The organism is Roseimaritima multifibrata (genome assembly GCF_007741495.1).
Classification (GTDB): domain Bacteria; phylum Planctomycetota; class Planctomycetia; order Pirellulales; family Pirellulaceae; genus Roseimaritima; species Roseimaritima multifibrata.
Genome location: NZ_CP036262.1, coordinates 722,448 through 743,891 on the forward strand (window position 1 = coordinate 722,448; position 21,444 = coordinate 743,891).

At 54.1% G+C, this 21,444-nt stretch carries 17 protein-coding genes; 10 read left to right on the forward strand and 7 right to left on the reverse strand.

The features are described from left to right. Positions 1 to 16: 16 nt before the first annotated feature. Positions 17 to 1,192: an aminotransferase class V-fold PLP-dependent enzyme gene (locus FF011L_RS02750; RefSeq protein WP_145350041.1), complete on the reverse strand. Its 1,176-nt coding sequence runs from the start codon at positions 1,190 to 1,192 to the stop codon at positions 17 to 19. A gap of 60 nt (positions 1,193 to 1,252) precedes the next feature. Further along, a complete protein-coding gene (locus tag FF011L_RS02755) occupies positions 1,253 to 2,149 on the reverse strand; it encodes an AraC family transcriptional regulator (RefSeq protein WP_145350042.1) in 897 nt (298 codons plus the stop codon). Between the two features lie 279 nt (positions 2,150 to 2,428). Between FF011L_RS02755 and FF011L_RS02760 the strand changes: the two genes are divergently transcribed. The 4 genes from FF011L_RS02760 (at position 2,429) to FF011L_RS02775 (ending at position 7,345) form a co-directional block, all read left to right on the forward strand. Continuing rightward, positions 2,429 to 3,376 (forward strand): aldo/keto reductase, encoded by a 948-nt coding sequence (locus FF011L_RS02760; RefSeq protein WP_145350043.1) that lies wholly within the window; start codon positions 2,429 to 2,431, stop codon positions 3,374 to 3,376. 125 nt (positions 3,377 to 3,501) lie between these two features. Continuing rightward, the gene (locus FF011L_RS02765) at positions 3,502 to 4,776 is read left to right on the forward strand and encodes a tagaturonate epimerase family protein (protein ID WP_145350044.1); all 1,275 of its coding nucleotides are present in this window, start codon (positions 3,502 to 3,504) and stop codon (positions 4,774 to 4,776) included. A 109-nt stretch (positions 4,777 to 4,885) separates the two neighbouring features. Then, on the forward strand, positions 4,886 to 5,542 hold the full coding sequence (gene eda, locus FF011L_RS02770; protein ID WP_246109687.1) for a bifunctional 4-hydroxy-2-oxoglutarate aldolase/2-dehydro-3-deoxy-phosphogluconate aldolase: 657 nt from the start codon (positions 4,886 to 4,888) through the stop codon (positions 5,540 to 5,542). A gap of 75 nt (positions 5,543 to 5,617) precedes the next feature. Beyond that, positions 5,618 to 7,345, forward strand: coding sequence for a sulfatase family protein (locus FF011L_RS02775; RefSeq protein ID WP_145350045.1), 1,728 nt, complete (start codon positions 5,618 to 5,620; stop codon positions 7,343 to 7,345). Between the two features lie 7 nt (positions 7,346 to 7,352). Here FF011L_RS02775 and FF011L_RS02780 read toward each other — a convergent pair whose 3' ends face one another. The 3 genes from FF011L_RS02780 to FF011L_RS02790 all read right to left on the reverse strand — a co-directional run bounded on the left by FF011L_RS02780 (position 7,353) and on the right by FF011L_RS02790 (position 11,885). Further along, complete coding sequence (locus FF011L_RS02780) at positions 7,353 to 8,093, reverse strand: dienelactone hydrolase family protein (protein ID WP_145350046.1); 741 nt, start codon at positions 8,091 to 8,093, stop codon at positions 7,353 to 7,355. Positions 8,094 to 8,340: 247 nt separating this feature from the next. Next, complete coding sequence (locus tag FF011L_RS02785) at positions 8,341 to 9,807, reverse strand: sulfatase (RefSeq protein ID WP_145350047.1); 1,467 nt, start codon at positions 9,805 to 9,807, stop codon at positions 8,341 to 8,343. 245 nt (positions 9,808 to 10,052) lie between these two features. Next, positions 10,053 to 11,885, reverse strand: a complete 1,833-nt coding sequence (locus FF011L_RS02790) for a chloride channel protein (protein ID WP_145350048.1) — start codon at positions 11,883 to 11,885, stop codon at positions 10,053 to 10,055. 279 nt (positions 11,886 to 12,164) lie between these two features. On the opposite strand from FF011L_RS02790, the gene FF011L_RS02795 reads away from it, so the two are divergent. Next, on the forward strand, positions 12,165 to 13,508 hold the full coding sequence (locus FF011L_RS02795) for a Gfo/Idh/MocA family oxidoreductase (protein ID WP_218932978.1): 1,344 nt from the start codon (positions 12,165 to 12,167) through the stop codon (positions 13,506 to 13,508). Between the two features lie 260 nt (positions 13,509 to 13,768). Here the strand turns inward: FF011L_RS02795 and FF011L_RS02800 are convergent, their stop codons facing one another. Then, positions 13,769 to 14,512 (reverse strand): PEP-CTERM sorting domain-containing protein, encoded by a 744-nt coding sequence (locus FF011L_RS02800; protein ID WP_145350050.1) that lies wholly within the window; start codon positions 14,510 to 14,512, stop codon positions 13,769 to 13,771. A 795-nt stretch (positions 14,513 to 15,307) separates the two neighbouring features. On the opposite strand from FF011L_RS02800, the gene FF011L_RS02805 reads away from it, so the two are divergent. Next, a complete protein-coding gene (locus tag FF011L_RS02805; protein ID WP_145350051.1) occupies positions 15,308 to 16,084 on the forward strand; it encodes a PEP-CTERM sorting domain-containing protein in 777 nt (258 codons plus the stop codon). A gap of 406 nt (positions 16,085 to 16,490) precedes the next feature. Here FF011L_RS02805 and FF011L_RS02815 read toward each other — a convergent pair whose 3' ends face one another. Then, the gene (locus FF011L_RS02815) at positions 16,491 to 17,048 is read right to left on the reverse strand and encodes a type 1 glutamine amidotransferase domain-containing protein (protein ID WP_145350053.1); all 558 of its coding nucleotides are present in this window, start codon (positions 17,046 to 17,048) and stop codon (positions 16,491 to 16,493) included. A gap of 469 nt (positions 17,049 to 17,517) precedes the next feature. Here FF011L_RS02815 and FF011L_RS02820 point away from each other — a divergent pair, with 469 nt between their 5' ends. The 4 genes from FF011L_RS02820 (at position 17,518) to FF011L_RS02835 (ending at position 21,403) form a co-directional block, all read left to right on the forward strand. Continuing rightward, positions 17,518 to 18,123, forward strand: a complete 606-nt coding sequence (locus FF011L_RS02820; RefSeq protein WP_145350054.1) for a LemA family protein — start codon at positions 17,518 to 17,520, stop codon at positions 18,121 to 18,123. Between the two features lie 68 nt (positions 18,124 to 18,191). Further along, complete coding sequence (locus FF011L_RS02825; RefSeq protein ID WP_145350055.1) at positions 18,192 to 20,114, forward strand: M48 family metallopeptidase; 1,923 nt, start codon at positions 18,192 to 18,194, stop codon at positions 20,112 to 20,114. 136 nt (positions 20,115 to 20,250) lie between these two features. Beyond that, on the forward strand, positions 20,251 to 20,949 hold the full coding sequence (locus FF011L_RS02830) for a CAAX prenyl protease-related protein (RefSeq protein ID WP_145350056.1): 699 nt from the start codon (positions 20,251 to 20,253) through the stop codon (positions 20,947 to 20,949). 238 nt (positions 20,950 to 21,187) lie between these two features. After that, positions 21,188 to 21,403 (forward strand): hypothetical protein, encoded by a 216-nt coding sequence (locus tag FF011L_RS02835; protein ID WP_145350057.1) that lies wholly within the window; start codon positions 21,188 to 21,190, stop codon positions 21,401 to 21,403. Positions 21,404 to 21,444: the final 41 nt, after the last annotated feature.

The window sequence follows — 21,444 nt, forward strand, 5'->3', positions numbered from 1 at the left end:
TTAGGGTAGGTCGCGACTAAACGATTTCGCAAAGCACGTTTGCGAGACGTTCGTATTGGTCCACTTGGTTGTAGATCTGGGCGGAAATGCGGAAGCATGGCAGTCCGCTGGATAGCTTGAAAACCGGGACTTCGATCTGGTGCTGGTAAAACAATTTGCGTTGCAACGAGACTGCATCGGCTGGACAGAAGGAAGCAGCAACTGGCAGCGGGATGGTTGCCAGGCTGCCCAGCATTTCTGAGGGGGCGGGAGAGGAAACGTTCAGTTTCTGCAGCAGCTGTTCTCGGCCGGCGAGGACTAGTTCGTGATTTGTCTGTTGCAGTCCACTTAGCCCTCTCGGATGTAAGCTTGTTATGAAATCGATCGCCGTTGGTAGGCTGAGGACCGGCGAAGGGTCGTAGGTCCCCGTCCAGGCAAATTCACTCTCGAAGCGAGACTGGGACTCGGTATCGGCGTTGGCTCCGTGGCTGATGATCGCCGGCCGAACCTCTTCTTGAAATTCAGGTTTCACGTGAAGAAATCCGGATGCCTTCGGCGCGCACAGCCATTTGTGATTGTTGGCCGTATAGTAGTCTGCGTTGATTTGCTGAAGATCGACCGAGAGCATTCCAGGGGCGTGTGCACCATCGACTAGAACTCGGATGCCGTCGCGATGGGCTCGCCGAACCAGTTCGTCGACGGGGAACACCAGTCCCGTTGAACTTGTGACATGGTCGACCACAAGCAACCGAGTCCGTTCGCTGAACATCGATTCGATCGACGCGACGACTTGCTCTGGCGATTCGACAGGGAACGGGATTTCTGCGACCTTAACGACGGCTCCAAAACGTTCGGCTGCAAAGCGAATCGCATTGTTGCATGCGTTGTAACCATGACTGGTGATCACCACTTCGTCGTTCTTCTCAAAGGGAAACGACCGGACCACTGCATTGACGCCTTCGGTAGCGTTGCGGATCAAGGCAATGTCTTTGGCGGGGGCGTTGATCAGTGCTTGTAAAACAGAACGAACGTGTAGAAGTTTTGTCAGCAGCGTGCGCTCGGGCGCCAGGAAATCGATAGGGTCTTTTTCAAGAAGGTCAATCCAGTCTCTTTGAGCGTTTAGGACGACCGTCGGGCATGCCCCAAACGACCCGTGATTAAGGAAATCGATGCGAGGGTTTAATCCCCAGTGTTGTAGGTTGGATTCAGGCATCGTGTGCAGTGCTTTAAGGAAGGGGGCATCGGCGTTCGCTCCGCGCTGGACGCTGTTCGTCTAGCCTGTTTTGGTGCGTGCGGTCAGGTTTTTGGGGGAGATGCCATAGACCCGTTTAAAGGCTCGCGAAAACTGAAACGCGTCCGCGAATTCCATTTGTTGAGCGACCTCTTTAACCAACATCTCTTCGTTCATCAATAGGCCGGCCGCGTAGTTCATTTTTCTTCGTAAGAGGTATTGGTAGGCGCCGAAGTCGGCAAACCGTTTGAATAATCGCGAGAGGTAAACTGGCGTTACATCGGTCTGAGCTGCGATCTGCTGGATGGTATGGAGGGCGAGGAAGTTCTCGTCGATATGGCGACGGATTCTCTCGTACGTTGCATACGACCGGGGGCGATCGTTCCCTTCTTGGGTGCGCGATTGTTTGATCTTTAAGAAGAGTAGTTCGGTGATCGTTTCGCAGATGCGGCTCGCTTGGCTCCCTTCGCTGGAGGCCTCTCGAAGCAGGATTTCAAACAGGTCGGTCAGGTGGTGCGGCGAATGGATGGCGATCGGTTGATGGGCATGCTGACTGGTTAACAATCCTGATTCTTTAAGGAGCCCTACGACACCCGTTCCGACAAAATCTAGATAGTATTTTCGCATCCCGTTGGTCGCTTGATTGCGAATGGAGTGCGAGGTTCTGGGGCCGTAAGAAAAGAGCGACCCAACCGATAAAGGGTATTCCTTGTTTTCGACGGTCAGCGTCCCCTCCCCCTCGGCGACCAATTCGATCGCATAATAAGGGAAATCGGTCCGTTCGACGAAATAGTCCGGACGCATCCGTTCGACACCGCCACAGACGATCGCCAGCGGTAACTTGCGATTTGGGTTCAGGTTCAGAAAGAACCGCCGCGCTTCGGTGACCTGCTGGGACACAAAAGCCGGAAGGGGGGCCGGAGGCTGGCTGTTGCTCATGTGTTAAGGTTAATAATTGACATGCAGAAGTCAACTCCAGCTATTCGTTGTGGTCTTCTTCCCCGGCACAATAGAGGAGCGGATTCAAGGAAACGATTTTGGTCCTCGCCGGCGATGCGAGCGGTCTGGTGCGTGAGAATCGCCGTGCGGAAGGACTCTCGCCCTGCCGCGAAGGGGGTGGGTGCGGGATTCGTTTTGTGCGATTTGCTGGAGGACCTGCACGCCAGGGGGCGGGCTTGCCAACCGAACATTCTATTCTCTTCTTAAGGCCTGATACCGATGGAAAAACGACCTCTTGGCAATACCGGTATGGAACTCACGAAGCTCTCTTTTGGAGCCTCTTCGTTGGGGCAGGAGTTCCGTAGCGTTGATTTGAACGAAGCGCTTAAGTCCGTCCGCGTTGCCCTTGATTCGGGAATGAACTTCATCGACACCGCAGCCTATTACGGTCGCGGAATGAGTGAAGTGCTGTTGGGGCAAGTGCTTCCAGACGTTCCACGCGATCAGTACTACCTGGGAACCAAGCTTGGGCGTTTTGCGCCAAAGCATTTCGATTTCAGCCCACGCCGCGTTGAAGAAAGTATCGATATCTCGCTTGAGCGGATGAAGCTGGACTACTTGGATATCGCTTTGTTGCACGACATTGAATTTGTCGATGTCGACCGGGTGATTGAAGAAACGTTGCCCGCACTGCGGAAGGAAAAAGAAAAAGGAAAGGTTCGCTTCATTGGGGTTAGCGGCTATCCCATGAAGATCTTTAAGGAGGTTTTGGCGAAAGCAGATATCGACGTGTTGTTGACCTACAATCACTACACCCTGCAGAACGACATGGCGACCGAGTTGGTTCCCCTTTGCAAAGAGAAGGGAGTTGGGCTGATGAATGGGGCTCCGTTTGCAGCGCGCCTGTTGACGAACGCACCGCTTCCCGAGTGGCACAAGGCGACGCCTCAGGTTCGCGAACTGGCGAAAAAAGCGGCTGAGCACTGTGCTGGTAAGGGCGTCGATATCGCTCAGTTGGCCTTGCAGTTCACGATCGCGAATCCGGACTTTGCAACCTGCGTGACCGGTTCAGCGAATCCGCAGCGAATTCAGCAGTGGGTGGAATGGGCCGCATTGCCACTCGATGAGCAATTGCTGTCCGAAGTTCAGGCGATTCTCCAGCCTGTTCACAACTGGTTCCATATTGAAGGACGCCCCGAGAACAACGATACGCCCGCAAAGGTGTGAGGCCGCGGTTTAGTGATTTCGTCGAATCGCGACAAACGCTAAATCTATGGCTGGCCTGCGCGTTTTAGTGCAAGCATCAAAAATCGATCCAATCCATTTACCGAATGAAAAGTGAGTAGTAAGCGATGAACGATAAACAGAAGTGTGTGACTCTTGGGCTGGCTCCTAGTTTTGGTTTTGGGGACCGGATTGGTTTGGCGACGCCGGGGCATGTGGAGGCGATGAAACGGTCGGGCAACGGGATCCTGCCGATCTATCCTCAGCAGTCGATTCGCGAAATGACACGCACTCAGCGTTCCGCACAGGATGTCATGGACGACGCGATGAATGGAGCCGCGGCAGCCGGTTGGGATGGGCCGATCGGAGCCGATGCGGATCACTTGAAAACGTCGCAGGACGTCGATGTTACCGCAGCGGTCGGGTTCACCTTCTTTACGATTGACCCTTCCGACGATGTTGATCAGAAAGCGGACGACTATGACGAAGCAACCCTGCGAGAAAAATTTGCGGCGGATCGAGAATCGTCGCCTTGGTTCGATAGCTATTTGGGTAAAACGATTTCCTTGCCCAGTGGAGCGACCATCGAACTAGATGAGCAGTCTTGCATGCGAGCGGCTGTTAAATATGGACCAGCGATCGAACGTGCGCTCGGCTTGGGTGAGTACATCAAATCGGTTCACGTAAAAAAAGGAGCCGACTACGAAATCGAATTGTCGGTCGATGAAACCGATCAACCAACAACGCTTGCCGAACATTACATCATCGCCGATCAGTGCATTCAGGGCGGAATGAAGTTGGTTAGTCTGGCTCCACGCTTCATTGGCGAATTGGAAAAGGGAGTCGATTACAAGGGAGACGTCGATGCCTTGGAGGCTTCCTTGAACGACCACGCGGCGATCGCTGAACTGTTGGGCCCGTATAAATTAAGCCTTCACTCGGGATCGGACAAAGTGTCGATGTATGGAGCTTTGGCTCGGGCAACGAAAGGACGCTTTCATGTGAAAACGGCCGGAACAAGTTATCTGGAAGCGCTCCGTGTGGTTGCACGGCACGATGAAGCGTTGTTTCGCAAAATTGTTCAGTTCGGACGGCAGCACTACGATGTCGACAAAGCGACCTACCATGTTTCGGCGACAAACGATGCGGTCCCCGCCGATGATGGGCTGGACGCGAAGCGTTTAGAACAGGTTTACCTCGAGTGCTGGGCGGATGTTCCGCAAGGCAAAGGTTTTACCGAGCCCGGACGTCAGATTCTGCACTGCACCTTTGGTTCGACGCTAACCGATCCAGAACTCGGCCCCGCAGTCCGAAGTGTTCTGGAATCGCACCCTGATACCTATACCGAAGTTCTGGCCGATCATTTCAGTCGACACTTGGAAGCGTTGACTGCAGGTATGTAAACTGGCAATTGGTTTTCGCACGATCGCAATCGATCGTGCGGCCCTATTCACCAGGGTGATGATTCTTTGTGAGGCCGCAGCCAACGTGGCTATAACTGTGAGATTACAAATGTCTACGAAAATGGTTGAAATGATCGACCAAATCAATGCGTTGAGGATTGTGCCTGTCGTTACGATTCCTAACGTTGATGTCGCCGGCCGGATGGCCGATGCACTTTGTCAGGGAGGGCTTCCCTGTGCGGAAATAACTTTGCGTACCGAGGCGGGGTTGGCCGCGATTCAGGAGTTGTCGGACCGGCCAGCCTTTTTGGTGGGAGCGGGGACCGTGCATAACGCTGAACAGGCCCAGCAAGCGGTGGATGCAGGAGCCGATTTTATTGTCGCGCCTGGATTCAATCCGAAAACGGTTCGTTGGTGCTTGGACAATGATGTGCTGGTCATCCCGGGGATTTCATCTCCGACCGATTTGGAGATGGCCTTGGAGTTCGGTCTGAATGTGGTCAAGTTTTTTCCCGCCGAAGCGCTTGGCGGGGTACCGATGTTAAAAGCACTATCGGGTCCCTACCCTGGCATGAAATTCATGCCTACCGGAGGAATTCGGCAAGACAATCTGCGTGAGTACCTTGATCTGCCTCAAGTCATCGCTTGTGGTGGTAGTTGGATGGTGGCGGAGGCGTATTTGGCTAAGGGCCGATTTGAATCGATCGTCGATCGGACGACCGAAGCTGTTTTGTTAGCGCGAAATGGTAGACCTTCGGACTTGTAAATAAAGCGATTGCCCGGGCCGATTAAGATGATGAATGATCGCTCTCGATTCATACCTTCTTTTGAGTGTTTTCTTATGAGTGTTAAAACGCGTTCCCGGAACCTGCTGTGGACAAGCGGACTGCTCGTATTGATTATCGCTAAGGGACAGGTGTTTGCTGAGGATTCGACAAGTTCCTCTGCGGTCAACAAGCCGAACATTCTTTACATCATGTCCGATGATCATGCTGCTCATGCAATCTCGGCTTACGGTGGGCGACTGGCGGAGGTTGCTCCGACTCCGAATATTGATCGCCTTGCCAAAGAGGGGGCGCTTTTTCAAAACGCCTTCTGCACGAATTCGATCTGTTCGCCTTCGCGTGCATGCGTCTTGACCGGCCAATACGATCACATCAACGGCGCTTTTGATTTGGGAGGCAAGGTCGATCCGGGCAAGCAGATGCTTGCCATTCAAATGGGCAAGGCTGGGTACCAGACCGCAATGATCGGCAAGTGGCACCTCAAGTCAGAGCCCGCTGATTTTGATTACTACTGCGTCCTGCCTGGGCAAGGTAAATACCATAGCCCTGAATTCCGAGTTCGCGGCGATCAGGAGTGGGGAAAAAATACCGTTCAGTATGAAGGCCAGCATTCGACCGATGCGATCACGGACATAACGATTGAATGGCTGCAGGAAGGACGTGATCAAGAGAAGCCGTTCTTCTTGATGCATCACTACAAAGCGCCGCACGATTACTTCGATAACGCGGAACGGTATGAGTCCTATCTGGCAGACGTCGCCATTCCCGAACCCGAAACTCTCTGGACGCGAGACCCGAAATTTGGATCGCTGGCAACTCGTGGAGCCTACAACGAACTGGTCCCTCACATCGGGACTTCGATCGGGGGGCGGAATCCAAGGCGTTCTTACCTGCAGGATTTGCCGACATTGTATCCCGCGGAATTTCCGCTGAACTTTGATCCCGCAAACCACACGGCCGAAGAGAATACGCGTTTGGCCTACAACGCTTATCTCAAAAAATACCTTCGCTGCGTCAAGGGAATTGATGACAATTTGGGGCGGTTGTTCGCTCATCTAGAAAAGACGGGTGAGCTGGATAATACGATCATTATCTACACCGGTGACCAAGGTTTCATGTTAGGCGAGCATGATTATCAAGATAAACGTTGGATGTACGAAGAATCCCAGCGGATGCCGTTTCTGGTCCGGTATCCCGCAGCGATCCCCGCGGGCCAACGTTTGGACAGCATTATCGAAAACGTTGATTACGGACCGATGATGCTCGATTTTGCGGGAGCCGATATCCCGCAGGACGTACAAGGACGTTCTTTTCGCAAGCTATTGGAAACGGGCAAGGAGCCAGCTGATTGGAAGCAGGAGGCATACTACCGCTACTGGATGCATATGGCTCATCATGACAATCCTGGGCATGTTGGAATCCGCACCAAGACTCATAAGCTGATCTATTTCTACGGTTGTAACTATGACGGTGGCTATCAGACTCCGCCCGGCTGGGAGCTGTATGATTTGGTCAATGATCCGTTTGAAACACAAAACCTATTTGCTGATCCAGAACAGCAAGATCTGGTTCAAGAATTGAAGGCCCGCTTGGCAGCGACCCGGTTGCGGGTCGGCGACGATGGTTCCCACTACCCCAAGTGTGAAGCGGTGTTGCAAGAATTTTGGGACTACGATGCCGCCGACCAAGCCAAGGCTAAAGAGTTGTCGCATCAGTTCCTGAAGCGTCGCCTGCAGGAACTGAAAGAGGGCAAGCGAAACGTGCGAACGATTCACGGCCAATAGCGGCGGTTTACTTAAGCCAGGTCGAGAAGTGTTCGCACATCATGCCGTTCAACGTTTGCGCCAACGCCGGGTCGTATCGAGGACCGATATCGCGCATGAATGCATGCTCGCCATTCACTTCGTGCCATGAGAACGAAGTTTCGGCAGCGGTCATCGTGTCGTAAATCAGCCGTCGACCTTCCATCGGAATGTGCGGGTCTTGTCGGCCCCAAATCATCATCATTTCGGCTTTGATTTCTGAAATCCTAGCCAGCGTGTTGTCGGCCATCCCTTTGCCTAGGCTGCCCTTGTGGATGTCGGTGGCATAGAAGCAGACGGCTGCTTCGACCTCTGGATTCATCGCGGCACGGAACGCGAGGTGGCCTCCTAAGCAGATACCGACCGCTCCTGTTCGTCCGGTGCAGCCTGGGTCTTCCTTGAAGAAATCGATGACCGCTCTCGCGTCGGCATCGTAATGGGCCAGTTCTTTGGTCGTCTTTAAATCGTTCCCGCGTTCGGTCCCTACCGGATCATACGCGAACGCTTCTCCCGGTTCGGCGAACTCGTGATAGACGTCCGGGACCGCGACCAAGAAACCATGGCCGGCGATCATCGCTGCCGTCCGAGCGATCGGTTCAGTCATCTGGTAGATCTCGGCGAACAAGATCACGCCTGGGAATCGACCTTCACGTTGAGGCCGAAACAGGTGCGTTCGCATCGGTCCACTGGCGGTAGGCAGGTCTACGTGGGAGAGAGGTTGGATTCGCATTCTAAAGTGGTTTTGAAACGAGTTTGAAAGGAAAGAGAGCAGGCGTAGACGAACGCCTGGCTAGTAGGGGCAGTTTTGCCCGAAATCGAATGAAGGTGCTGAATCCTTGCAATCGACTGTCGGTTTACGCTGCCGTTGCCGCGCGGCGATTGGCGAAGCTGTTAACTGGGAAGTTTTGTAGCTCCCGCACATGGAAGTGATTTATGAAAGCGTTCTTCTACGCAGCAAAGCTTGGCAGCATCTATTTCTATTTCTTTTTCTTGCTTGCCGCCTTTTGGCTCACTGGTTTCCATTGAGGTTTTGCCTCAGGTTGTAGGGCAAGTTGTGCGCGGAGTGCGGTAACGGTTTGCGGATTGTCCGCAGCGATGTTTTTGGTTTCCAGTGGATCCAATTGGTAGTCGTATAGTTCGACTTCGGCCGTTTCTGGGCCTGCCGCGGCGACTTTCCATTCGACCATTCGGTATCGCGGACCTCGAATGGCTCGTCCGATTTTCCCGCCACGCGGGTAGACGTGAGTCACATAGGGGCGAGCGTCGTCGCTGGGAGATTGAACCACATTTGCAAAGCTAAGCCCGTCGATCGAATCCGGTTGTGGCAGACCCGCTAGCTCGCACAAGGTCGGGTAAATGTCAACGGTTTCGACCATCGCATCGGTTTTGACTCCGCTGGCCTTTCCAGGGGCGGCAACGATTAAGGGGATCTTCGCGGCCTGTTCATAGTTCGTATGTTTGCACCACATTCCGTGGTCCCCAAGATGCCAGCCATGATCGCCCCATAGGACCACCACCGTGTTTTCGCTCAGTTCCAATTGATCGAGCGCGGAAAGGACGCGTCCGATTTGAGCATCCACATAACTGGTCGCCGCGTAGTAGCCATGGATCAAGTGACGAGTGGTCTTGGCGTCCACTTTTTTAAGGCCTTGCATGTCACTGTAATTCATCAGTTCCCCACCACGAGTCCCTGCGAAACTGGGGGCATCGACCGGAGCTACCTTTACTTCGGGCATCGGCAGTTGGTTTGGGTCAAACAGATCCCAGTACTTTTTAGGGGCGACGAACGGAAGGTGCGGTTTCGCAAAACCGACGGCTAGGAAGAAGGGTTGGTCTTCGTCTTTTTGGTAAGCTTCCAGGCGGCGGATCGCTTCGGCTGCGATCACTCCATCGCGGTACGTATCGTCTGGGACATCGGCAGATTCGGTGGAGGGCCCACGTTTCTTTCCCTTCGCGTCCGGTTTTATCGCGGCAACGTTTTCAGGATCTGCATAACTGACCGCTTTGCCTCGCCAAAACGGCGTGCTCCATGACCGTTTGTCATCAATGTTCCCATGACCGATATGGTAGATTTTTCCCAGGCCTGCAGCATGATAGCCAGCCTTCTTAAATCGCTCCGTCATCGTGATCGCATCGGGGGCAGCTTTTCGAAAATGAGTTGGCAGGTCGTAGACTCCGATCGTTTGTGGACGTAGTCCGGTCATCAGGGAGTTACGGCTTGGGGCGCAGACTGCTTGGTTGCAGTAGGCTTTTTCGAATAGCACTCCACGCTGTGCCAATGCATCGATGTTTGGGGTTAGCGCTGCGGAGTCACCATAGCATCCAAGCGTTGGTTTTAAATCGTCCACGCAAATCAGCAACACATTGGGCTTTGCGGCTTCAAGATTCTGGGGCACCAGAGCGAGAAGCATCGCGATGAAGAAGATCGCTGGAGTCGGATTCATGAGAAGCATTCCGCGTGAGGTTTGGTGAATGAGGGGCAATACGCGAGGGGGCCGGGGGTCGGAAGCGAGTCGTCTTGAACGAAACAAGCGGTAATCGTAGTCGCGAAAAAGAGAGGCTTCACGCCACTATATTAGCTGGAAATGGAACTCAGCCGGGAGGCCTGAGGCGTACACGCTAAAACGTTGCCCTTGCCCCAATCAACGCCGTTTCAAAAAACGCGTGCTCCGGTGTGACGAATCCGGTGTTAGCGGGCGGCGTCCGCGGTCGCTTGTTTGTGTTCCAGGCGGCGTCGGTTGTAGGCGGCGATCGTTTCCTTTCGCCGTAGGACACCAAGGATTGTTTGCGGGTCTTCGGGGGCGACAACCGGTAATTCGTCGATGTTCAGCGAAGTGAATCTTGAAAGCGCCGTATTCAGGTCGTCTTGCGGCGTGATCGTGATCACCGGGGTGCTCATCACATCTCGAGCATTCGCGATTTCCCAGATAACATCATCGTATAGGTAGGAACGGACGTCATCGGAAGAAAAGATGCCGACCAACTTCTCCTGTTTATCGACCACGGGAAAGTATCGCTGCGACGTCTTTGCCAGCAGGTGAACGATTTCGTTTAGGCTGGTCGATTCTTGGATCATCCGCAGTTTGCGATGATGCTGGTAGACATCTTCTACGATCATTCCTTCCAGCACATCAACGATAAAGTCGCCCCGGTGGGCTGGCGAATCCAGTCGGGTCGGCACCTGCTTGGCGTATAGGGTCCAGGGACGCATCATCAGAAAGCAAAGCGTCGATACCCACATGGTCGGCAACAGTAGTTGGTAGTTCCCGGTCATCTCGGTCACCATCAAAATGGTCGAGAACGGGGCTCGCGCACAGCCCGCAAAAAAGCCGGCCATTCCCACCACGGAAAAGGCGGCGGGTTGGGTTACGAAGTAAGGTGCAATCCCCTGCAGCGTCTTGCCAACCGCCCCACCAATGCAGCCGCCGATCACGAGCGACGGGCCAAAGACGCCCCCGGAACCCCCGGAACCGATCGTCAGCGAAGTTGTCAGCATTTTGATAAATGCGACAGCCAGTAACGTTGAAATCGCGATCTTCTCGGGCGCCGAAAACGCGGATTGCAGCATCCCGTAGCCGCCGCTGAGCACGGTCAATAATTGGGGGTTCTTGCCGCCCGAATAATAAAGTCCAAGGCCGACCAAGCCGGCGAGGAATGCACCGGTCGCCGTTTTGACGTACAGAGGAAGACGGATGTTCTGGAATCCTTGCTGGATCCAGTTATACGATTTGATGTAGAGGACGCCGGCTGCGACCAAGACCAACGCCAGCAGGCCGTAGGGAATCAGCTCGAGTGGCGAATTGAAAACGAACTGAACTTCATCGCCAAAAACCGGCACAAATCGAATTTCCGGTGGAAGCGAAAAACAGAAGACCGAGTAAGCGATTGTCGATGCGACCGCCGCTGGAATGATCACGTCCGATTCGAACTCGGCGTCGCGGTACAGGATTTCTCCGGCAAATAACGCGCCGGCTAGTGGAGCTCGGAAAATGGCTCCGACGCCCGCGCCCATTCCGGTGGCCAATAGGATTCGTCGGTCGCGGTCGGATAGGTGTAACCGTTTCGCAAGCCAGGAACCGATTCCCGCACCGATTTGAGCAATCGGGCCTTCTCGGCCCCCGGATCCGCCGGTACCCAAAGTGATCGACGCCGTGATGATTTTGACGATCGGGATCCGCGTCGCGATATCTCCACGCTTATTGTGGTAGGCATCGATCGTCGCATCGGTTCCCGGACCAGCGGCCTCGGGAGCAAACCGCCAAGTGAGCCAGCCGGCGACCAGTCCGCCAAGGGTTAGGACTGCCAGTAGGCCAAGCGGGGCCAGTTCGCCTTCGACATCGGGCAGTGGTGAATACTGTGCTTCGGCCTCGGTCATGATGAATCCGGCCGCCCGATTCAGTGCGAAGTGCTGGGCAGTGCTAATCATCGTTTCAAACAGAATCGCCGCCAGCCCCGCGAGCAACCCGATCAGCATCGCCAGCAGCATCCATTTTCCCGCGGCTGGCATATGAAAGCTACGCATCGATTGATTCCTGTCGTTCCCCTACTCCGATTATTCAGAATCTTTGGGGACGTTTTTGGATCTCCCTGTGATCGGGATGGATAAGGATGTTTTGAGGATAAGCCAAACGGGAACGCCTGCCTACCGACGGCCCCCGCGCAGCTAAGTTCGATTGGAAAGGTTGCCCGTTTCATCTAAACAGCCATTTTTTTTCCGCCAGCCAAGAAAAGCCAAGCGCGGTCGGTTAGAATCGATATCCCACCCAAATTTCCTACGGGACCTTCCAGCAAGAGGATTCTAATGCTCCCTCCAAGTCGTCGATCGTTTCTCAAGTCCGCTTCGATTGCAGGTGCCGCAGTTGCCCTGCCCGCTCTTCAATATTCACGCGTTTATGGAGCCAATAGTCGGCTAAGAATCGCCAGTGTTGGAACCGGCGGAAAGGGCTGGAGCGATTTAAACGGAGTCGCGGCCAGTCCTGAAGTCGATGTGGTGGGGCTCTGTAATATCGATTCATCGAAGGCCCATCTTGGGCAGGCCGCCGAAAAGTATAGCGCTGCCCGTACCTATGCAGATTGGCGAAAACTGTTAGACGAATCCAAAGACATTGATGGGGTAATGGTTTCGACCCCGGACTTCATGCATGCTCCGATTTCGCTGGCTGCAATGCAGTTGGGGAAACATGTTTTTTGCCAAAAACCGCTGACACACACCGTTTTTGAAGCTCGCCAAATGCAATTGGCAGCCAAAAAATACAAATCGGTTACACAGATGTGTAATCAAATTCAATCGCATTCGGCTTATCGAACCGCGGTGAACATCGTGCACACCGGTTTGATTGGGAAAGTCAAAGAAGTGCACTCTTGGCAATCGGGTTCGCCCAGTTGGCCAAGGCATATCCCACGTCCAGCCGGCAGCGATCCTGTGCCTGCGAGTGTCGATTGGGATTTGTGGCAAGGGGTTGCCGCAGAACGTCCCTACAAAGCTGGGATGTACCACGCCTTTCAGTGGCGCGGTTGGCAGGATTACGGTACCGGTCAATTAGGTGACTTCGGATGTCATATTCTTGATCCTGTCTTCAAGTCGTTGAAGTTGGGCTCTCCTAAGAAATTGACGGCTCAGGCACCGGGGCTGTTCCCTGAAACTTGGACCGACTGGGCCACCGTCCATTACACTTTCCCCGGAACCGAATATACCGTGGGCGACGACTTGTCTGTCACGTGGTATGACGGAGTTGGTGTGCGGCCACCTCGCGAGAAGTTGGCAGGGATTCCTGAAGGCTACAAACTGCCAGGTGCCGGTTCCGTATTGATTGGCGAAAAAGGGACATTGGTGATCCCTCACGTCGCGATGCCCAAGGTCTTCCCCGAAGCCAGTTTCCCAGCCGACAAGGTTCCTGTCGTCGAAGGTGTTGATCACTACACGCAGTGGGCCGACGCCTGCCGCGGAGTGGGCGAGACCACCTCGCACTTCGATTACGCTGGTCCACTTACCGAAACCGTATTGCTGGGCACGATCGGCATCCGATTCCCAGAGCAGGAATTGGAGTGGAATGGTGAAAAAATGGAAATCACCAACTTCCCACAAGGCCAGGCATACATCACCAAGCCTTATCGCAAGGGCTGGGAACCAACCTGGATCGCCTAGCACGTTCAGTACTAAGCCAAGCGTTCACGGTTTCCAAGGGAACCGTGAACGGTAGGTACCGGGACGTACGGTAAACAAGTTGCCAGCGAGTGACGCGATGACTTCACCCTCTCTTTTTAGGGAGGGGTGAATCTGCCAGCGGAAAAGATAGGGCTAGAAAACCACTCGCATCTTGCCAAACCGTCAACAATTCGTGTGCGGCCGAAACCAGCACACAGATATCGTAGGCACGGCGATCAAGTTTGCGGAGAACGTATTACTTACTTTGCGTTTGCACGTTTTGAGCGGCGACGCGCTCCACAAGCCGCAATTCCCATCACGCTCAAAATAGCCAGCGAAGTCGGTTCAGGAACCGTAGCCGCAGAGACTGCTAGGTTTTCGACGGCAATGAATGTTTCTCCGGTGGTAGCAGAATCAAATAACGGGGTGCCACCGGTGACCACTGAGGAATAGTCACCGCCGAAATAGTCAATTCCCGCGGTTAGTGGGTTGGGATAGATTTCGGCCGCATTGGCTTTCCAGGCAGTAGTTTTGGCGGGGTCAGCTGGGGCCGTTAACCGCATATTGCTTCCAAGCTTTTCAAGAATTTTGTTTATCGTTAGGTTCTCGGCAGGAGCGTTAAAGCCTTCGCCGATCAAATAAACGTTTCCACCAGCATTGAAGAAATCAGCAATCAGTGAAATTTCTGAATTGCTGAATAGCCCGTCTCCACCGGCAACCACCCAGTCTTGACCCGACGGGATTCCACTCGCCAAAGAGCCTTCGGTAAAATTAGCTGCACCCGCTGCGGCAATCATTTTGTTTTGAGTTTCGCCCACGTAAGACGTTAGGCCTGCGGGGCTGGCAAAAACTTTTTGTCCACCAAACATATTGGCATAGAAGTCTTCTAGATTGCTGCCGGAATCGTCTAAATTACTATCCCCGCTAAGGACAATCAGTCCTGCTTGGCTTGTCGAAGCCGCCAGCATCAAGATGCCTGTCAAAAGGACATGCGCATATCTCATACTATTCTCCTGTTCAGTTGTGGTGAAAGTCTGTTAGCGTTTCTTGCCCACATACCCCATCTTCTGCCGACTTGTAATCCTACCCCTGCCGGTGGGCGGTTGTAAGTGCCCATCTGACAGGTTGAGTTAAAGAAGGCGCCCTTCTGTTTAGCGAGTGAACTCGCTTCTTTGACTAGTTCTTGAAGGCTTAAAAGGGGGGCTTTGGTTGCGAATGCCGCCATAAGGTTGATTAGGTTGGCAAAACTTTATCGCTTGACTATCCGGTGTCTAGGCGTAGCGACAATATGGAGGCAGCGGAACCGAGGGGAGAGACAGGCCCAAGTCACTTCAGTTTTCTCTTTGGTTGGGAAGACGCTTGGTCAGCCCGTTGAGCTGCTAGCTTTTGATTTCCTCGGAAGGGGGCAAACGGTTGGTGGATCGTCCGGGCGGACGCCATGAGTTGGATTCTAGTTTGATCCCCAGCGGAGGGGCATTCTCTGGTCTGTGGATGAACCATTTTGCGAACAAGCTAAACCGTGCTTCTGTAGAAGCTGATTCGTGACAGACCGATAGCGGGGGGAGGGCTGGCACATCGCGGGCCCTGTTGCTATTGATCTCTGCCGGAAGGCGATTTCCCAAATTTGTAAAGCGAAACCTAATGCGATCTCTTGCCATTTAGCGTCATGCGACTATTTGTTAGCAGAGGGTTGATCGCGGCAAGTGGCGGGTTAAGTTAGGCAGTAAGGAACGTTCGGGATCCCCCGAAATGACTGTTTCCCTGCCTTTACCCCCACCTACCTATAGGGTCTCCCACCTATGATCTTTAAGTCACTCGCTGTTGCTGGCTTGTTAACTTGCATGGTCACTCAGACCGCGTCCGCCGGCTTTATTTTGTACAATATTCGCAACGGAGCTTCGGGCGCCGCGGGGGTCAGCGGGCTTCCCAATGGACCGTACGATATTGCAATCACCGAAGGAGGACAAAAAGTTGGCCTTGGATCTTCGGACATCGATGGTTCCAAGCTGAAGAACATTGGCAACCTGGCAATCACACGGACAGACGATAGGACTGGTATGGCAGCGGGCCCTTTCTCCGCGCCTTACCTGAATTTTTGGATTACCGACGGAACGAACTACGCCGTCGTAGCCAACGAGCCTTCCAATGCAGCGTTTCAGCCACTTTTCAATAACGGCTACGACTTGACCTTTGCCGATCTCGCTGACAAGACCGCAAAGGTCTTTGAGAACGCCGACACATCTTGGTTGCCCAATAATGGCGTCGGGCTGACTTTCGCCGACCTGGGGGAATTGGTCATTCAAGCTCCTACCATCGCTGAATTAGGCGTCGGTTGGGCCGGACTTGGTACTGGGGCACCTCGTGAGCTAGGAACCAATGTTGCATACGGTGTGAACTGGATATTCGGGGACACTTTGGAAAATTATGTTTCCGGGGGCCCAGGGTATGCAGTCAGCAGCCCTAGTGTCACGGCTGCTGTTCCTGAGCCCAGTTCATTGGTGATCGCCTGCTGCGGATTGGTAGCTGCCGGCGTGAGTTTTCGCCGACGCAAGCGTGCTGCCGTCGCAGCGGTTTAGTCGTTGCAAGGAATCGTAGAAGCCCGTCTCAGTACGGCCTGTCGATTTAATCCAAAGCGGCGAAAGATTGTAGCCTTTCGCTCCGCAACGGCGTAGCGTTAATTAGCGTAGTGGACGAGGCAACGAGTCCTGCAAAACGGGACTCGTTGCCTCGTCCACTACGCCAGCAATGAACTTCTAGCGTGGGAGGCTTGTCGAGCTCACGGCCTGAGTATTTTCTCCGAGTCTCCGAGTCTCCGAGTCTCCGAGTCTCCGAGTCTCCGAGTCTCCGAGTCTCCGAGTCTCCGAGTCTCCGAGTCTCCGAGTCTCCGAGTCTCCGTGTCTCCGTGTCTCCGTGTCTCCGTGTCTCCGTGTCTCCGTGTCTCCGTGTCTCCTAATCATCCAGCAACCTGATCCGCTTTACGTCTTAACCCCCAGCTTTCTGCTCGATCATCAGCTTGATCATGGCCCTGCAGAAATCGGGGAGGTCGTCGGGGCGGCGACTGCTGATGTGATGCCCGTCGACGACGACGCTTGCGTCTTCGAATAGGCCGCCGGCGTTGATCAGGTCGTCTTTGATTCCAGGAGACCCCGTGACTCGGACTCCGCGGTAAACGTTCGCACTGATTGGGATCCAGCCACCGTGGCAGATCGCTGCGATCGGCTTTTTCTGCTGATCGAACTCTTGGACCAGGCTTAAGACTTTCGGGGCTCTGCGGAGTTTGTCTGGCATGAAGCCACCGGGGACAAGCAACGCGTCAAAGTCTGTCGATTCACATTCCGCGATCGCGACATCCGATTCGCATGGATACCCGTTCTTGCCGGCGTAGGTTTGGTTCTTGGCGGGGCCAGCAACGGTGACGCTACAGCCCTCTTCGATCAAGCGTAGCTTGGGATACCAGAGTTCAAGGTCTTCATAGATTTCGCCCACGAAGGCAAGGACTCGGCAGCCCGCTAAACGTAGGTCTGTTTCGGTATTGGTCATCGATTTTCTTGTTTTCTAGTGCTAGTCAATGCGGGCTGGAACTGATTAACAGCCTTCCGCTTGGTCGATGATTATAGGCCGGGATCGCGGCGAGGGGATTTGTAAGAAAAAACGCCAGCGGTCGCTGTTTCACGCATCAATACAATGCCTGCCGAATCCGTCCACCGTGGAAGGCAGCAATCAATAAGTGACGGTTTCCGAGTGAGGTTACAAATCAGCGACGCGCCTCGTGCCCCCGCTACAGTAATGGAGCGAGAACCACCGTCTGGCGAGGGTGGTGAGGTAGCTACGCTCGCCAGAGCGTGGACAGGCGGCAATGCGTCACGGGTAAATTTCACGTCCTCCCCGCAAAAGGTCGCTCGACGCTCGCGGCAACTCACACCGTAATCATTATCTCGGTTAGACTATCCGCAATGGGTTTGGCGGAAGCATTTTTGAATACATCACACAGTCGTCGAGGGCTTAGAGCATGGTTGGTTTAGGGATTGGTTTGGGCGTCGTCGTCGTCTTTGTGCTAATGATGGTGATGTACGGTGTCGGCGTATTCAACACACTGGTCTCGCTGCGGGAAAGGTACAAAAATGCGTTTTCTCAAATCGAAGTGCAGCTTAAACGGCGATATGACCTGATCCCCAACCTGGTCGACACCGCAAAGGGGTACATGAAGCACGAGTCCGAGACTCTTGAGAACGTCATCAAGGCCCGAAACGCGGCATCGGGTGCCGTTCAGGCGGCCAGCGCCGCACCTGGTGACCCGGATGCCATGAAGGGGTTGATGGGGGCCGAGACGGCTTTGTCGGGGGCAATGAGCAAGTTCAGTGTCGTGATGGAAGCCTATCCGGACCTCAAGGCCAACGAAAACATGATGCAGCTTTCCGAGGAACTGACCAGTACCGAAAACAAAGTCGCGTTCGCTCGCCAGGGCTATAACGACGCGGTCACCAGCTACAACGTGGCTCGGCAAAAGTTCCCTGCGATCGTGTTTGCATCGATGTTTGGACATCCTGAGAATGCCGAGCTCCTTGAATTCAAGGATAGTGCTGAGTTCCAGGCAGCTCCCAAGGTATCTTTCTAGCCCATCCTCTTTTGAAATGGACAGGCAAATTTGTCGAGTGAATTCCTTGGAACTGGGTTTCTGACGAGATGGACTTTTTTGAACACCAGGATCGGGCGCGCCGAAATTCCAAGAAGCTCACTTTCCTGTTCATTCTGGCTGTGATTGGAGTTGTCCTCTCGGTCTACGTACTGCTTGGCCTCGCGGTCACAGGGTACAACGTCAAGATGGCCGATCAGGATAAGAACATTGACCTGATCGCGTTGCTTACCAACTGGCAAATCCTGCTGACGGTTGGGGGAGGCACGTTGTTACTGGTCGGGGGGGCAAGTGCCTATCGCATTTCGTCGTTGCAAGGAGGCGGACAGGTTGTCGCTTCCAGTCTGGGTGGACGTCCCCTACAGCAATCCACCACCGACCGTGACGAACGTCGCGTGTTAAATGTGGTTGAGGAAATGGCAATCGCTTCTGGGATTCCGGTCCCTCCCGTATTCCTGCTGGAAGAAGAGGGGATCAACGCTTTCGCGGCCGGTTATACCCCACAAGATGCCGTCATTGGCGTGACACGAGGGTGCGTGCAGACCATGACCCGCGACGAACTTCAGGGGGTGATGGCCCACGAGTTCAGTCATATTCTTAATGGTGACATGCGGATGAACATCCGCATGATTGGCTACATCTACGGCATCATGGTCATTGGATTTATCGGCTGGCAAGTTTTCCGCATCGCCCTCTATTCGGGAGGATCGCGGCGAAACAATAAGGATTCCAGTCCGATCCCGCTGATCGTGATCGGTGGTGGGCTGATTGCGATTGGGGCCATTGGAGTCTTTTTCGGAAACTGGATCAAAGCATCCTTCAGCCGGCAACGTGAATTCCTGGCGGATGCATCGGCGGTTCAGTTCACCCGTAACCCGCATGGGATTGCTGGTGCATTGATGCAGATCGGCGCCAGTCCCGTTCATGGTGAAATCAAAAATCCCGCCGCTCCCGAGTTCAGCCACATGTATTTCGCCACCGGCGCGACCACGATGTTCTCTGGCTTGTTCGCGACGCACCCGCCACTCGAACAACGAATCCTGCGCATCGAGCCTCGCTGGGATGGCAAATTCCCGAAGAGACGAAGTCCAAAATCGGTGGTCGCTGCATCCGATGCGAGTGCCGAGAAAGAAGAATCAAGGAAAAAGAAAATCGCAAAAGGAGTGACCATTCTGGCTGGTATTGAAGCGATCGGGCAACCGACGCCTTCGCACCTGTCGCTGGCACATAAGTTGATTTCTGAAATCCCCGACGCAATCAAAGAAGCAAGCCGTAACCCGTACGGTGCGCGAGCGGTTTTGTATGCGTTGCTGCTGAATCGGGAGCCCGTTGCCCGGCGGCAGCAATTGGCGCAGCTTGAACAGCACGCGGAACGTGGTTTAGCAAAAATGACCGAAGCCATTGCGGCGGAAATTTCGAAACTGGATGAGCAGCATCGCTTGCCGCTGGTCGACATGACGTTGGGGGCGCTCAAGTCACTCTCGCCAACTCAGTACAATGGGTTCATGGCCAATCTGGACGTTTTAATCAAAGCGGATAACAAGATTGAGCTTTTTGAATGGGTCGTGGTTCGCGTTGTCCATCATCATCTGGGGCCACCTGATCGCTCGCGGCCTAAGTACCACTCGCTGGAAAAAGTCTCCGCTCAATGCAGCATGTTGCTCTCTTCGCTGGCTTGGGCCGGTCAAGGCGAACCCGCTGCAGTCCAATCCGCCTTTGACGCGGGGGCTAACGCGCTGAACGTCTCTGGTTTGACGCTCCTACCGCCAGATAAAATGAGGCTTTCGGAATTGGGGAAGGCGCTGGACGTTCTGGACCTTGTCGACATGAGTCTGAAAAAGTCGTTGATCCAGGCATGTGCAGAGTGCATCGTTGCCGACCATCAAGTCACGGCTGGCGAAGCCGAGTTGATGCGGGCGATCGCCGACTCGTTCGGCTGCCCGATGCCACCGTTGTTTCCGCCCGGTTCATGATTTGATTATGGGAAATTACGGTGACTTTGTTAGCGTCTTAGCCGAGCCGACGCTGCAAAAATCGATGGCGTTAAATAACGTGTCTGATGGTAAGCGTCATTCGGCTCAGCGCCCGTTTCACCGAGGTATTTACTGAATGCTGCCTTACGTCGTTCCCATGCTCGCGTTCCTGCTGGTCCTTCAACTGGAAGGGGTTGCACCTGCGGATTTCGCCTTGTTGCTGTACGTGCTGCGTGTAGTGGCTCCGGTCGGAGCTTTGGCATACTTTTGGTCCCAAGGCTGCTATCGCGAATTGCGATTGAAGTTGAGTTGGATGACAGTAAGCGATCTGCTTGTCGGGGTGGCATTGGCCGCGATGTGGATTCTGCCTTACGTGTTGTTTCCGCAGCTTAGGCCTAGTGGTGCGGATGCCGAATTCGATCCAACGATGTTCGGCGTCGCTTGGGTATCGTGGGTTCTGGCGTTGCGAATGATCGGCTATGCGATGGTCACGCCGGTAATGGAAGAACTTTTCATGCGCAGCTTCGTGATGCGTTACGCCGATGTTTACGACGGCGACCAGGATTTTCGCAAGCTGCCCCTGGCGAGGTTTACCTGGCGCAGCTTCATCGTGGTGGTCGTCGTCTTTATGGGCACGCACATGATGTGGGAGTGGTGGGTCATGTTGCCGTGGGCCGTACTGACGAACCTGTGGTTCTATTATCGAAAAGATCTGTTCGCGATCATCGTGGTTCACGCCGCGACCAATGCTTCGATCCTGCTGGCGGCAATCTTTGCCAGCGACCTGTTCTCTGACGGCGTTGGCGGCAAGCTGTCTCTTTGGTTCCTCGTGTAAGACCGATGATCTGTTTTCCCGGGTCGGCCGGGGCGGCCACTAACTTGTGTAGCCAAAGGCCGTACAATAGGAGTGTTTGTTGCTACGGAAGAAGCGGGAAATATCGGTCGTCGCTACACTCGCCAGAGCGTGGAATCCACCTTCTGGCGAAGGTAGCTGCGTTTTAGATCCGACACTTGGATTCTGCTCCTTCCTCGCTGACATTCATTCGTTCCAAGTCCCCTTTTGGATCCAGGCCATGCCCTGCCAGCACCTACAAGAATTGTTTGATCTGTGTAAGAAACACGATTTGCACATCGCCGGTCGCGATGCGGTGAAGATCGTGTGCCGACAATGCGAACAGCAAGAGGTCTGCCCATCGTCATTGACCGATGGCGAGCAGGTCATCACCGAGATTCGGCAACCGATGGCGAGCCGAACGACCGATACAAAAACGGTTTCGGGCGACTCTTGATTCTTCGTTCTGGCATACGGTTCGGCAGCTTGGGCCGCTTC